The sequence below is a fragment of the Curtobacterium ammoniigenes NBRC 101786 genome (genome assembly GCF_001571045.1).
Classification (GTDB): Bacteria; Actinomycetota; Actinomycetes; order Actinomycetales; family Microbacteriaceae; genus Curtobacterium; species Curtobacterium ammoniigenes.
Window position 1 is genome coordinate 317,457 of record NZ_BCSV01000001.1, and the last position, 12,939, is coordinate 330,395.

At 69.9% G+C, this 12,939-nt stretch carries 10 protein-coding genes; 6 read left to right on the forward strand and 4 right to left on the reverse strand.

The window, feature by feature from the left end; all coding sequences use genetic code 11:
- Nucleotides 1–11 precede the first annotated feature (11 nt).
- From CAM01S_RS01420 to CAM01S_RS01435, 4 genes are all read left to right on the forward strand, one after another.
- Nucleotides 12–1,502, forward strand: a complete 1,491-nt coding sequence (locus CAM01S_RS01420; RefSeq protein WP_066515132.1) for a PIG-L family deacetylase — start codon at nucleotides 12–14, stop codon at nucleotides 1,500–1,502.
- 35 nt (nucleotides 1,503–1,537) lie between these two features.
- Nucleotides 1,538–1,855 carry a ferredoxin gene (gene fdxA, locus CAM01S_RS14920; protein ID WP_066515138.1) on the forward strand — a complete coding sequence of 106 codons (318 nt, stop codon included), beginning with the start codon at nucleotides 1,538–1,540 and terminating at the stop codon, nucleotides 1,853–1,855.
- A gap of 2 nt (nucleotides 1,856–1,857) precedes the next feature.
- Nucleotides 1,858–2,976, forward strand: coding sequence for a succinyldiaminopimelate transaminase (gene dapC, locus CAM01S_RS01430; RefSeq protein WP_066515141.1), 1,119 nt, complete (start codon nucleotides 1,858–1,860; stop codon nucleotides 2,974–2,976).
- A 133-nt stretch (nucleotides 2,977–3,109) separates the two neighbouring features.
- The gene (locus CAM01S_RS01435; RefSeq protein WP_083527713.1) at nucleotides 3,110–4,411 is read left to right on the forward strand and encodes a citrate synthase; all 1,302 of its coding nucleotides are present in this window, start codon (nucleotides 3,110–3,112) and stop codon (nucleotides 4,409–4,411) included.
- 170 nt (nucleotides 4,412–4,581) lie between these two features.
- Here CAM01S_RS01435 and metE read toward each other — a convergent pair whose 3' ends face one another.
- The 3 genes from metE to dapD all read right to left on the reverse strand — a co-directional run bounded on the left by metE (nucleotide 4,582) and on the right by dapD (nucleotide 9,338).
- Nucleotides 4,582–6,912: a 5-methyltetrahydropteroyltriglutamate--homocysteine S-methyltransferase gene (gene metE, locus CAM01S_RS01440; protein ID WP_066515151.1), complete on the reverse strand. Its 2,331-nt coding sequence runs from the start codon at nucleotides 6,910–6,912 to the stop codon at nucleotides 4,582–4,584.
- A complete protein-coding gene (locus CAM01S_RS01445) occupies nucleotides 6,909–8,075 on the reverse strand; it encodes a methylenetetrahydrofolate reductase (RefSeq protein ID WP_083527624.1) in 1,167 nt (388 codons plus the stop codon). The genes metE and CAM01S_RS01445 overlap by 4 nt, the downstream gene beginning before the upstream one ends.
- A 297-nt stretch (nucleotides 8,076–8,372) precedes the next feature.
- Nucleotides 8,373–9,338: a 2,3,4,5-tetrahydropyridine-2,6-dicarboxylate N-succinyltransferase gene (gene dapD / locus CAM01S_RS01450; RefSeq protein WP_066515157.1), complete on the reverse strand. Its 966-nt coding sequence runs from the start codon at nucleotides 9,336–9,338 to the stop codon at nucleotides 8,373–8,375.
- 36 nt (nucleotides 9,339–9,374) lie between these two features.
- On the opposite strand from dapD, the gene dapE reads away from it, so the two are divergent.
- Both dapE and CAM01S_RS01460 read left to right on the forward strand, forming a co-directional pair.
- Nucleotides 9,375–10,481, forward strand: coding sequence for a succinyl-diaminopimelate desuccinylase (dapE, locus tag CAM01S_RS01455; RefSeq protein ID WP_066515164.1), 1,107 nt, complete (start codon nucleotides 9,375–9,377; stop codon nucleotides 10,479–10,481).
- Entirely contained in the window at nucleotides 10,466–11,731 is a 1,266-nt protein-coding gene (locus tag CAM01S_RS01460) for a hypothetical protein (RefSeq protein ID WP_066515168.1), read from the forward strand. The genes dapE and CAM01S_RS01460 overlap by 16 nt, the downstream gene beginning before the upstream one ends.
- On the opposite strand, the gene CAM01S_RS01465 is transcribed toward CAM01S_RS01460, so the two are convergent.
- Nucleotides 11,720–12,880, reverse strand: a complete 1,161-nt coding sequence (locus CAM01S_RS01465; protein ID WP_066515170.1) for an AI-2E family transporter — start codon at nucleotides 12,878–12,880, stop codon at nucleotides 11,720–11,722. The genes CAM01S_RS01460 and CAM01S_RS01465 overlap by 12 nt on opposite strands.
- Nucleotides 12,881–12,939: the final 59 nt, after the last annotated feature.

Genomic DNA, 12,939 nt, shown 5'->3' on the forward strand with positions numbered 1-12,939 from the left:
TCCTGGCCCGGATGCCCCGATCCAACGAGCACCATGCCGAGCACGTCCTCTTCGTGCACGCGCACCCCGACGACGAGACCCTCACGACCGGCGGCACCATCGCGACGCTCATCGCCAGCGGGGACACCCCAACCGTCCTCACGGCGACCCGCGGGGAGCGCGGCGAGATGCTCACGGAAGAGCTGGCGCCGCTCGCCGGACACGCTGAGGCCGTCGCCGCGCACCGTGAGCGCGAACTGCGCGCGGCACTCGCGGCGCTCGGCGGACCTCGCCAGCTCTGGCTCGGAAGCCCAGGTGCTCGGGCAGACGGTCTCCCGCCGCGCAGATACACCGACTCGGGCATGCAATGGGGGCCCGACGGGCGAGCCGAGCCCGTCAGCGATGCGCCCGCCGATGCCCTGAGCCGCGCCGACTTCGCCGAGCTCGTCGCCGACGTCCGCGTCGCCATTCGCGAATCCCACGCCGAAACGGTCGTCAGCTACGCGGACGACGGGGGGTACGGGCACCCCGACCACGTGCTCATGCACCACGTGGCCCGCCACGCAGCCGAGGCCGAGGGGGTCCCATTCGTCGAGATCACGGATGCCGATATCGACTCCGATGCGACACGCCCCGGCATGGGCCCGGGCGAGGGCGCAGCTACGCGCACCGCCGACGGTGCGAACACTGGCGCACCGACTGCGCCCGGTCATGACACGGACGACGTCATCCTCGTCGACGTTCTGCCCGTGCGCGCCCGTGTGCGGGCCGCGCTCGAGCAGTACCGGAGCCAGCTCACGCTCGAGCCCGCGAATCCGGCCGATCCGCTTACCCTCCGATGGATCATGCCGCATGGTGCGCGACAGGAGGCACCCGCCGTCGAACGCTTCACCCGCCGCCCCGCGGGAGCACGCACCGACGGCATGCTCGGTACCAGGGGCGCGGCCGTCGACGCTTCGCGAGGCAGCGAACCGGGCGTCCTCGGCGGCGCGGGATCGTCTGCGGTCGACCCGAACCGGGGCCCGCGGCTCCTCGGTGCGATCGCGATGGTCGCTGTCGGGCTCGTGATCGGCGCACTCGGGACCGTGACGCACCAGGTCAGCGCCGGTTCCGTGCCGATCGGCGCCGTCCTCGATCTCCTGCTCATCGCCTGCGTGCTCGTCGGCGTGCGGCTCACGCTGCGCTCGCGGCTCCTGGTCTTCCTGGAGGCGCTCGTCTGCTTCGGCGTGACCCTCGCGATGGCGTACGGGTTCGGGTCCGACACCGTCCTGGTGCCCGACAACGTTGCCGGACAGGCATGGACCCTCGGCCAAGCCCTCATCGCGATCATCGTGATCATGTGGCCCGATTTCTCGCGCCTCCGGACTCGAGGTGGGCCGCGCCTCCAGACCAGCGGTGGGCCGCGGCCGCAGACCGATCCTGACCCGCGCCTCCAGACCGGCCGTGACCCGGGCCTCCAGACCGACCGTGATCTGCGCCCGCAGGGTCGCCGCGAAGCCGGTCAGCAGGACCGCGCAGAGTAGACTCGACCCGCCCGAACCGAAGTGGAGCACACCCCGTGACCTACGTCATCGCCCAGCCCTGTGTGGACGTGAAAGACCGCGCCTGCATCGACGAATGTCCCGTCGACTGCATCTACGAAGGCGAACGGTCGCTGTACATCCACCCGGACGAATGCGTTGACTGCGGCGCCTGCGAGCCGGTCTGCCCGGTTGAGGCGATCTACTACGAAGACGACCTTCCCGATCAGTGGGCCGATTACTACAAGGCGAACGTCGAGTTCTTCGAAGACCTCGGCTCGCCGGGCGGCGCCGCGAAGGTGGGCGTCATCCACAAGGACCACCCGGTCGTCGCCGCCGAGCCGCCCCGAGGCTGAGCGTGCCGCTCGACCTGCCGGATTTTCCCTGGAACCATCTCGCGCCCGCGCGGCGCGTGGCCGAAAGCCACGCTGACGGCCTCGTCGACCTCAGCGTCGGGTCGCCGGTCGACCCGACCCCCGCGCTGATCCGGGCCGCGCTCGCCGAGGCAACCGACGCGCACTCGTACCCGCAGGTCATCGGAACCCCAGCCGTACGTGAAGCGATCTGCGCCTGGTACGCGGACCGTCACGGCGTGCGACTCGACGTGACGCAGGTGCTCCCGACGATCGGCTCGAAGGAGTTCATCGCCGGTCTTGCGCTCTGGCTCGGGATCGGCGCGGACGACACCGTCGTCGTCCCGGAGGTCGCCTACCCCACCTACGCGCTCGGAGCAGCACTCGTCGGAGCGCGTGTGATCGCCGCTGACGACCCTCGTGCATGGCCGGAGGGGACGAAGCTGATCTGGCTGAACTCGCCCGGCAACCCGGACGGACGCGTGCTCCCGCTCGACGCGCTGCGTGCCGCGGTCGTCCGCGCTCGCGAGCTCGGAGCGCTGATCGTCGGGGACGAGTGCTACGCCGAACTCGGCTGGTCCGCTGCATTCGACACGGCGCCGACTCCGACGATCCTCGACCCGCGCGTCATCGGCGATAGCGCGGCCGGAGTCCTCAACGTCTACTCCCTCTCGAAGCAGTCCAACCTGGCCGGGTATCGAGCCGCATTCGCCGCGGGGGACCGGAGCGTCCTCGCCGAAGTGCTCGAAGTCCGGAAGCACGCAGGCCTGATGCTGCCCGCCCCCGTGCAGCAGGCGATGGCCGTCGCGCTCGCCGACCACGAGCACGTCCTCGCCCAAAAGGGCGTGTACGCCGCGCGGCGGAGCGCGCTCCTCGATGCACTTCAGGTCGCAGGATTCCGGATCGACCACAGTCACGCTGGGTTGTACCTCTGGGCGACTCGTGACGAGGACTGCTGGCAGACCGTCGACGCGCTCGCCGAGCTTGGCATACTCGTCGCCCCGGGATCCTTCTACGGGGACGCCGGCTCCCGTCACGTCCGGGTAGCGCTCACGGCGACGGATGAACGCGTTGCGGCCGCTGCCGCACGGCTCCGGAGGCTCGGGGCCGCGAACTCCCGCTGACCCGCTTTCCACAGGTGGGCAATTCACGATTCCCATCAAGTGCATGGGTATCGGGTGTGCACGACCTCCATCGCTGGCGGTTTAGGCTGGAGGTGTGACTGACACTGCCAACGACGTTCAGAACGCGGCCACACTGCCGAGCCCGGAATCCTCCGTTTCCGGAGAATCCGCGACCCTGACGTTCCCCGGCGGTTCCGCCGAGCTGCCGATCGTCCGCAGTGTCGACGGTGCGAGCGCGATCGACATCTCCATTCTCGCCAAGCAGACCGGCCTCCACGCGCTCGACTACGGGTTCGTGAACACTGCGGCAACGCGCAGCGCGATCACCTTCATCGACGGCGATCAGGGCATCCTCCGGTATCGCGGGTACCCGATCGAGCAGATTGCAGAGAACTGCTCCTACCTCGAAGTCGCCTGGCTGCTCATCTACGGGGAGCTGCCGTCGGCGTCGGAACTCGCCGATTTCGACGCTCGGATCCGCCGACACACGCTGCTGCCCGAGGATCTTCGCCGCCTGTTCGACGCCCTGCCGCATTCCGCGCACCCGATGTCCGTGCTTTCCAGCGCAGTGAATGCGCTGTCGACGTATTACGAAGACGACATGGACGTCGACGACCCCGAGCAGGTCGAACTGCAGACGGTTCGCCTCCTCGCGAAACTGCCGGTCATCGCCGCCTACGCGCACAAGAAGTCGATCGGGCAGGCGTTCCTGTACCCGGACAACACGCTGTCCTTCGTTGATAACTTCCTGCGCCTGAACTTCGGCACAATGGCTGAGCCATACGAAGGCAACCCAGTGCTCTCGAAGGCGTTGGACCGCCTCCTGATCCTGCACGAGGACCACGAGCAGAACGCATCGACATCCGCTGTTCGCCTCGTCGGATCCACGAAAGCGAACATGTTCGCGTCGATCTCCGCAGGCATCAACGCGCTCTCCGGTCCGCTGCACGGAGGCGCCAATGAGGCGGTCCTCCAGATGCTGCAGGAGATCAAGGACTCGGGTGAGCCCGTGTCGCGGTTCGTCGAGCGGGTGAAGAACAAGGAGCGCGGTGTGAAGCTCATGGGCTTCGGGCACCGCGTCTATAAGAACTACGACCCGCGCGCCAAGCTCGTGAAGCAATCGGCAACCGACGTCCTTGAGGCGCTCGGCGTGCAGGACGACCTGCTTGACATCGCGATGGAGCTCGAGGGCATTGCCCTTGCGGATGACTACTTCGTGTCGCGTCGCCTGTACCCGAACGTCGACTTCTACACGGGCGTGATCTACAAGGCGATGGGGTTCTCGCCGCGGATGTTCACCGCGCTCTTCGCCATCGGACGGCTGCCCGGGTGGATTGCGCAGTGGCGTGAGCTGAACACCGACCCGATGTCGAAGATCGGTCGTCCGCAGCAGCTGTACGTGGGGGCGTCAGAGCGGCAGTTGCCGTCGCGCTGATCGGGCGCGCGGCACGTCTCCGGGAGGGCGTCGTACTTCGGTACGGCGCCCTCTTCCGCGCGCCCGGCGGCCCGCAGCGTACCCCGCCGTGCAACGAGCGGGCGATATGCACGGGATGGCGTGGCGGCACGCCGTGCATATCGCCCGCTCGCGGAGGAGCGCGCGGCCGCCTACGCGCCCGCGGCGAGCTCCTCGCGCACCGCACGCGTCGCCGCGACGAGGTTGCGCAGCGACGCCGTCGTCTCCTCGTAGCCGCGAGTCTTCAGCCCGCAGTCGGGGTTGATCCAGAGCCGGGTCGCCGGCACGCCGTCGAGGGCCCGCTCGATAAGTCCGGTCACCTCCTGCACGCTCGGCACACGGGGGCTGTGGATGTCGTACACGCCCGGCCCGACCGCACGCGAAAACCCGGAGGCGGCCACATCGTCAACGACCTCCATCCGGGATCGCGCCGCCTCGATGCTCGTGACGTCCGCGCCGAGCGCGTCGATCGCGTCGATGACCTGCGCGAACTCCGAGTAGCAGAGATGCGTGTGGATCTGCGTCGCATCCGCGGCACCCGACGTGGCGACACGGAACGAGCGCACGGACCAGTCCAGGTACGCCGGCTGGTCGGCGCGGCGCAGCGGCAGCAGCTCACGGAGCGCCGGCTCATCGACCTGCACGATTCCGATCCCCGCGGCCTCGAGATCGCTGATCTCGTCGCGGAGGGCGAGCGCCACCTGCAGTGCCGTGTCGCCGAGCGGCTGGTCGTCGCGCACGAACGACCACGCCAAGATCGTCACGGGCCCGGTGAGCATGCCCTTCACCGGCTTGTCGGTGAGCGACGCCGCATACGTCGACCATGCGACGGTGATCGGCGCCGGGCGCGACACGTCGCCCCACAGGATGGAGGGGCGGGTCGCCCGGGACCCGTACGACTGCACCCAGCCGTGTTGCGTCACCGCGAACCCGTCAAGGTGCTCCGCGAAGTACTGCACCATGTCGTTCCGCTCGGGCTCGCCGTGCACGAGGACGTCGAGTCCGAGCTCCTCCTGCAGGTCGATGACGCGAGCGATCTCGTCGCGCATCGCCTGCTCGTAGTCGGCGTCGGAGATGTCGCCTCGGGCGTGGGCGGCGCGGGTCTTCCGGATGTCGCCGGTCTGCGGGAAGGAACCGATCGTGGTGGTGGGGAGCAAGTCCAGGCCGAGTGCGGCCTCCTGCGCGGCGATGCGGGCTGCGACGTCACCGCGGTTCGCGTCGTCGTCGGTGAGGGCCGCGACCCGCTCGCGGATTGCGGGCACGCGCACGCCCGGTGCATCCGCACGGCGCTGGAGGGCCGCGGCCGCGTCGTCGAGTTCGGTTGCGATCGCGTCGCGTCCGTCGCGCAGCCCTCGGGCGAGCGTGACGACCTGGCCGACCTTCTCGTCGGCGAACGCGAGCCATGAGCGCAGTTCCGCGTCGAGCTCGGTCTCCACGTCGACGGTGTGCGGGACATGCAGGAGCGACGTCGACGGCGACACCGCGACGGCGGCGGCGAGCGGGACAAGCTCCTCCGCGGCGGCGAGCGCGGCGCCGAGGTCGCCCCGCCAGATGTTGTGCCCGTCGATCACGCCTGCCACGACGGTCACGGCGCCGAGAGCGGCTCGGTGCGCTTCCGACGGCGTCGCACCGCGGACGAGGTCGATCCCGATCGCCTCGACACCGGTGCCGGCGAGCACTGGGAGCGCTTCGCCGAGATCGCCGTAGGGTGCGGCGACGAAGAGGGACGGGCGTGGGGACGCGGCCGCGAGCGCGCGGTAGGTGGTCTCAGCGGCGGTGAGGAGGGCCTCCCGGCTGTCCGGAAGGGAGTCGGTGACGAGGGCCGGCTCGTCGAGCTGCACCCACTCCGCGCCGGCCTCGGCAAGTTCGGCGATGAGCGTCGCGTACACCGGAACGAGGTCCGCGAGGCGGTCGAGCGGCCGGAAGCCTTCGGGAGCGTCGTCGGTGGGCTTCGCGAGCGCGAGGAAGGTGACCGGTCCGACGAACGCGGGACGCGTGCGGTAGCCGTCGGCCAGGGCCTCCTGGAACTCGGCGAGCCGGCGACGATCGGACGGGGCGAACACCGTGTCTGGGCCGATCTCGGGCACGAGGTAGTGGTAGTTCGAGTCGAACCACTTGGTCATCTCGAGTGGCGCGTCCTCACCGGCGCCGCGGGCGATCGTGGAGTAGGCGCTGAGGTCGACCGAGCCGTCCTGGCCGACCAGCGACTGGAAGCGCGTCGGGACCGCGCCGACCGCGACAGCGGTGTCGAGGACGTGGTCGTAGTACGACGACGCCTCCGGGATCGACGAGTCCGTTGCGCCGAGGCCGAGCTCGACGAGCCGTGCTCGGTTCGCGCGGCGGAGTGCGAACGCGTCGGCTTCGGCGGATTCGGCGGAGCTCGCGCCGCGCCAGAACGCCTCAACGGCCTTCTTGAGCTCTCGATTCGGGCCGATCCGCGGATACCCGAGGATGGTCGCGGCGGGGAACGTCGGGGTCGTCATGGGGTCTCCTGAATGATGGTGGGACGATCTGGGGAGGCTGTGGCTGGGTCGCCGGGCACGGCTGCGGCTGGGTCGGAGCCCGCGGCGGGGGAGGCTGCGCCGGAGTCGGCGGGGGAGGCTGCGGCTGGGTCGGAGCCCGCGGCGGGGGAGGCGGCGCCCGCTGCCAGACCGAGCCGGTCGAGCACGGCGAGCGGGAGCTCATGCCGGTTGAACGTGTACAGGTGGAGGCCCGGGGCGCCTCCGTCGAGCACCGCCCGAGCGAGCGCGGCAGCGTGATCGGCGCCCCGTTCGAACGCCTCCTCCGGGGTGGCCGCCGATTCGAGAAGCGCGAGAAGGTCCGCGGGCACTGGCTCAGCCGCGAGCGACGTCGCCGAGCGGAGCCGCGCGGCGCTTGCAACGGGCATGATCCCGGGAAGGATCGGCAGCGTGACGCCGGCACTGCGAGCACGGTCGACGAAGGTCAGATAGTCGTCGGCGCGGTAGAAGAGCTGCGTGATCGCGAGCGTGGCGCCAGCAGCCTCCTTCGCGAGCAGCGTGTCGAGGTCCTGCGCGAGGTCGCGGGAGCGCGGGTGCCCGTTCGGGAACGCGGCGACGGCGATCTCGACCCGGCGGCCGGGCTGGCGCAGCCGCGGGCCGGAGCCGTCACGTTCGTCGGCGACGCGGGCCGCGGGGGAGGCGAATCGCGCGCTCCCCTCCGCGGGCAGGAGCGCGTCGTCGAACTGCGCGCGCTCCGCCTGCACCCGGTGGATGAGCTGCACGAGCTCGGCGGCGCTGCCGAGCCCGACGCTCGGGTCGATGGAGTGCGGCCGACCATCCGACGGCGGGTCGCCGCGGAGCGCGAGGAAGTGCCGCACGCCCGCGTCGAGGAACCGTCGCACGAGGTGCGCGGCTTGGTCCGCTGTCAGCCCGACGCAGGTGAGGTGGGCGAGCGGCGGGACGTGCGCGTCACGGATCACGCGGCGCACAATGTCGAGCGTCGCTCCCCGGCTCGATCCGGCGGCGCCGTACGTGACCGAGATGAACGCCGGGTCGGCGGCAGCGAGGGCAGGGATGGTCGTGCGGAGACGCGCCTCCGCCGCGGACGTCCGCGGCGGGAACAGCTCGAACGACACCGGGGTGCGCGTGGGCGGCACCGTCGGGTCGATGAGGGTCGAGGCAGGCATACGTCAGGGCTCCGGGCAGACGACACGATCGGCTCTCGTCGTGTCGAGCGGATGCCGGGCTCGGCTGTCGCTCGCTCGCGTCGAGCGGACTGCACGGCGCAGGCGCCGGATGCTCGATGCGAGGTTGCAAGGACGCTACGACACGGAGCGCCCTCGCGTCGAGCGTGTTACACGCGGTGACGGTGCGTTGGTACTGCTCCGCGCGTGCCCCCTCAGGCGTGCTGCTCCGAGCGTGCCCGCCTCAGGTGTGCTGCTCCGAGCTGCCTGCCGCAGCCGTGCTCCTCCGAGCGTGCCGCCTCAGGCGTGCAGGTCTGCGTTCAACGTGATGCCGGTTCCCTGCCGGGCGATCGCCTCGACGGCCCCGGTGAGCGAGTTTCGTCGGAACAGGAGTCCGGAGCGCCCGGACAGTTCTGCCGCCTTCACCGTCTGCGGACCGCCATCCGCGCGGGCGGCCGCTCCGACCAGTACGACCTTCGTGCCGGCGGTCAGGTAGAGCCCCGCCTCGACGATGCAGTCGTCGCCGAGCGAGATCCCGAGTCCGGCATTGGCGCCGAGCAGCGTCCGAGCGCCGAGTCGGACGCGGTGCGTTCCACCGCCGGACAGTGTGCCCATGATGGAGGCGCCACCGCCGATGTCCGTGCCGTCGCCGATCACGACGCCCTGCGACACGCGGCCTTCGATCATCGCCGCGCCGAGCGTCCCGGCGTTGAAGTTCACGAACCCTTCGTGCATGACGACCGTTCCGGGAGCGAGGTGCGCGCCGAGTCGCACCCGGTTCGCGTCAGCGATCCGCACCCCGTCGGGGATGACGTAGTCCACGAGCCGCGGGAACTTGTCGAGCGAGTGCACGACGACCCCGGCACGCTGGAGGCTCACCCGGAGCCCCGCGACGTCGTCTGCGGCGACGGGGCCGATGTTCGTCCATGCGGCGGTCTGCAGGTGACCGAAGATCCCGTCGAGCGCGATCGTGTTCGGCTGCACCAGCCGGTGGCTGAGGAGGTGGAGGCGGAGGTAGGCGTCCGGGGTGGAGGCGGGGACCGCCTCCAGATCGATGGCGACGGTGACCGGCTCGATCGTGACGAGACGACGCTCGTCGGGGCCGGCGAGCGCCAGCAGCTCCGACGGCATCGGGTGCTGATCGTCCGCGTCGCCGAGCCGAGGGGCCGGGAACCACGTGTCGAGCACGGTTCCGGTCGCCGTGACGGTGGCGAGCCCGTGTCCCCAGGCGCGCGTCTGACGGGAGGCTGTGGTCGCGTCGTTCACGAGAGGCAAGGGTAGCGACGCCGGTAGGCTTCCGACATGCCGGCTCGCCTCGACCTGTCCACGTCCGCGATCGACCTGACCCGCACGCTCTGCGACATCGAGTCCGTCTCCGGCGACGAGCGGCCCCTCGCCGACGCGATCGAGGAGGCGCTCGGCGCACTCGACCATCTCGAGGTCATCCGCGACGGGGATGCGGTCGTCGCGCGCACCACGCTCGGCCGTAACCGTCGTGTCGTCATCGCCGGCCACATCGACACCGTCCCGATCAATGCCAACGTCCCGACGAAGACCTTCGTCGACTCGGAGGCGCTCGCCGCAGACGGCACCGCCGGCACGGAGGTGCTCTGGGGTCGCGGAACGGTTGACATGAAGGGCGGCTGCGCCGTCCAGCTGAAGCTCGCTCACGATCTCGTCGATCCCACGGTTGACGTCACCTGGGTCTGGTACGACCACGAGGAGGTCAGCGACGCGCTGAACGGGCTCGGGCGGCTCGCGCGAACGCGCCCCGAGCTGCTCGCGGCCGACTTCGCGATCCTCGGGGAGCCGTCGAACGCGCAGATCGAGGGCGGCTGCAACGGCAACCTCCGCGCGGAGATCCGCGCCTTCGGCCGCCGCTCGCACAGCGCACGCGGCTGGATCGGCGAGAACGCGATCCACAAGCTCGCGCCGGCCCTGCAGCGCCTTGCCGAGTATCGGGCCGAGACCGTCACCGTCGACGGACTGGAGTACCGCGAAGGGCTGAACGCGGTCGGCATCCATGGCGGCATCGCCGGCAACGTGATCCCGGACGAGGCCATGCTGCACGTCAACTACCGCTTCGCGCCCTCGCGGAGCGGCGACGAGGCGATCGCACACATCCGATCGGTCTTCGACGGCTACGACGTCCGCATCGTCGATCTCGCCGAGGGCGCGCGGCCAGGGCTCGACGCGTCGCTTGCGCAGGAGTTCGTCGCCGCGGTCGGCGGTCCAGCGCCGAAACCGAAGTACGGCTGGACCGATGTCGCGCGCTTCTCCGCGCTCGGCGTGCCCGCCGTGAACTACGGCCCCGGGGACCCCAGCCTTGCGCACCACGACCACGAGCAGGTGCCAACCTGGCAGATCAGCGCTGTCGAGCAGGGCCTGCGGCGGTGGCTGACGGACTGAGCGCCGCCGGGGCCAGGCCGCGACGCGGCTCCGGTCCGATCGCGCGGCAGCTGCTCGTCCGATACCGCCTCATGCCCTGGTGGGTTCGCGTCACCGTGATGTATGCGCTGACGCGGGTGCTCACCGGTGTCCTGATGTTGCGGTTCGCGGCGATCCAACTTCCGAACTCCTTCACGCTCGCGCATCCCTCGTATCTGCAGTACGCGACGATCTGGGACGGCATCTGGTACCGGACCATCGCGACGGTCGGCTACCCGACGACGCTGCCGATCGGCGCGGACGGCCACGTCGCCGAGAATGCGTGGGCGTTCATGCCCGCGTACCCGTTCCTCGTGCGCGCGGTCATGGTGGTGACGGGCGCGTCGTTCGACGTCGTGTCGGTCGGTCTGTCGCTGCTGTTCGGACTCGGCACCGTGCTCCTCATGCGCCGTCTCCTTGCCCGATATCTGCCGGGAGGCACCGCCACGTTCGCGACGCTCCTCCTGTGCGTCGCACCGCCAGCCCTGATGTTCCAGACCGCCTACGCCGAGTCGATGGGGCTGTTTCTCCTCGCGCTCGCCCTGATGCTGTGGATCGATGGACGCTACTGGACGATGCTGCCGGTCGTCGTCCTCCTCGGCTTCACGCGTCCGGCCGGTCTTGCGTTCGCCCTTGCGATCGGCATCGTGCTCGCCGTGCGGCTCATTTGTCGCCTCCGCGGCCGTCTCGACCCCTCTGGGCCGCTCACCGTTCGGAGCGCGTTCCCACCCCTCGTCGTCGCCGTCGCCTCCGCGATCGTCGGCGTCGCCTGGCCGGCGATCGCCTGGGCAGTCACGGGTGTCCCCAATGCCTACACGGCGACAGAGCTGACCTGGCGAGCAGCGTTCATCGGATATCAGCCGCTCGTCGCGTTCCTGCCGTGGGTTCGCGGCATCTGGTGGTGGTGGGCGTTCGGCCTCGGCGATGTCGCCGTGCTCCTCGTCGCGCTGATCGTCGGGGTCGCCGTGCTGCTGCTCATGCCAGCCGCGCGCCGCATCGGCGTCGAAATGCGCGCCTGGTCCGCCGCGTACTTCATCTACCTGCTGGCCATTTTCTTTCCCCAGACGAGCACGGCACGGATCCTGCTGCCGATGTTCCCGCTGCTCGGGCTCATCGCGATTCCTCGGTCGCTCGGCTATCGCGTGGCGCTTGTCGCCGGATCGGTCGTCCTGCAGTGGGTGTTCATGTACTACTGCTGGTGGGTGAACGGTGCCGACTGGTCACCGCCGTGATCGAACCTCCACGGCTCGCTCGTCGGGATCGGAGTCGTGCCCCGCCCCGGTGAGCTCATCGGGATCCGCGTGCGCGGCCGCGACGATCATCGCGTTCGCGGTGGCGATGAACGGGACCGCGAAGAACGCGCCGGCGATACCCGCGATGCTCGAGCCTGCGGTGACGCCGAGGACGATGCCCAGCGGGTGCACCTTCACCGCGCTGCCGGTGAGGAACGGGTGCAGCACGTGGCTTTCGAGTTCCTGCACGAGAATCACGATGCCGAGCACGATGAGCGCCTGAATCCAGCCGTTGAAGACGAGTGCGACGATGACCGCGAAGATCCCCGCGACGATCGCGCCGACGACCGGTACGAAGGCGCCGAGGAACACGATCACACCGATCGGGATCGCCAGCGGCACACCGGTGAGGAACGAGCCGACGCCCACTGCCACGCCATCGGTCACCGCGACGATCAACTGCACACGGACGAAGCTCGTCAGTGTCCGCCAGCCGGCCTCACCCGCAGCCTCGATGCGGCGGCGGGCCCGTCGCGGAAACACGCGCACCACCCACGCCCAGATCCGCCCGCCGTCGATGAGGACGAACAGGGTCGTGAAGATGATGATGAACAGGCCCTCGAAGACGTGGATCGCGCTCGTCCCGGCCGCGGCGAACCCAGATGCGAACGAGGACGCGTGCCCCTGCAGGTAGGTCGTCCCATCGTTCACCCACTTGTCGATCTGGTTCCCCGTGATCCCGAACGGGTGCGTGGCGAGCAGGCTCTTCGCCGAGTTCACCGTGTGCTGGACGCGCCGCTGGAGCGACGGAATGTCGTATCGCACCTGGGCTGTGACGACCACGGTCATGGCCGCGAGCGCGGCCAGCACGACGATCCAGCTCGTGAGGATCGCCGCCCACTTCGGCCAGTGGTGACGCTGGAGCCAGCGTGCGAGCGGGACGAGCAGCGCAGACAGGATGATCGCGATGAGGAACGGGACGACGACGTCCTGCAGCCGGATGATGACGATGCCGACCACGACGAGGATCGCGACGACGACGAGGATGTTCCACGAGAACGCACCCGCGATGCGCACGCCCGCAGGGACCGCGTCCTCGGTCGTCGATTCGGTCGGAGGAACTGCTCGTGAGCGCAGACGGAACGGCATTGGCCCAGCGTATGGATGCGAGTGCATTTGTGCGCATCCCATCGCACGGTTTCGCGGAA

Excerpts from the sequence above, each read along its gene's own strand:
- CAM01S_RS01420 (WP_066515132.1), top strand. The coding sequence starts at position 12 with ATGCCCCGATCCAACGAGCACCATGCCGAGCACGTCCTCTTCGTGCAC.
- metE (WP_066515151.1), bottom strand. The coding sequence starts at position 6,912 with ATGACGACCCCGACGTTCCCCGCCGCGACCATCCTCGGGTATCCGCGG.
- CAM01S_RS01445 (WP_083527624.1), bottom strand. The coding sequence starts at position 8,075 with ATGCCTGCCTCGACCCTCATCGACCCGACGGTGCCGCCCACGCGCACC.
- dapE (WP_066515164.1), top strand. The coding sequence starts at position 9,375 with ATGCCGGCTCGCCTCGACCTGTCCACGTCCGCGATCGACCTGACCCGC.
- CAM01S_RS01465 (WP_066515170.1), bottom strand. The coding sequence starts at position 12,880 with ATGCCGTTCCGTCTGCGCTCACGAGCAGTTCCTCCGACCGAATCGACG.